1 protein-coding gene is annotated in these 680 nt (G+C 48.8%); it reads right to left on the bottom strand.

From position 1 onward, the window contains the following. Positions 1-671 (bottom strand): DNA mismatch repair endonuclease MutL (gene mutL / locus R7P74_RS26765; RefSeq protein ID WP_318123690.1); only part of this gene is annotated, 671 nt, incomplete at its 3' end. Positions 672-680: the final 9 nt, after the last annotated feature.

The raw sequence follows: 680 nt of genomic DNA, 5'->3' as shown, positions 1-680 counted from the left end.
ATATTACGCACAAATGCATTACCACACACCGCCGCTATACGCTTTTCGGTTTGCAGTTGATTCTTAGCCGCACGGTACTGGCGGATAACTTTGCCGTTATGGCGCACGTTGATCGAGACATCAAAGCGGCTCAGTGCAATGCGTTTTAACAGCTCGTCAATGTGAGCAAATTCCGTTTTTTCGGTACGCAGAAACTTACGGCGTGCAGGAGTATTGAAAAACAAATCCAGCACTTCAACCGTGGTACCAATGGGATGGGCAGCAGGCTGCAATTTGACCTGCATATCACGCCCTTCCGAATATGCACTCCACGCTTCTTCTTGCGCAGCTGGGCGAGAGGTTAATGTAAGACGAGAAACGGAACTGATACTCGCCAATGCCTCTCCACGAAAGCCCAAGCTCATGATCGCTTCTAAATCATCTAAGGTATGGATTTTAGACGTTGCATGACGACTGAGTGCTAGCCCGAGCTCAGCTTTCGCAATCCCTTTTCCGTCGTCACGAACACGAATAAGCTTGGCACCGCCTTTTTCGATATCGATATCGATTCGGGTTGCGCCAGAGTCGAGGCTATTTTCCACCAACTCTTTGATGACAGAGGCAGGTCTTTCGACCACTTCCCCTGCCGCAATTTGGTTGGCGAGCCTAGCTGGCAAAATTTTTATCGTCATAATGAGTTA

The sequence above is a fragment of the Vibrio sp. 2033 genome (assembly GCF_033339735.1).
The sequence above is the reverse complement of the archived record's forward strand: the minus strand, read 5'-3'. Positions and strand labels throughout refer to the sequence as shown.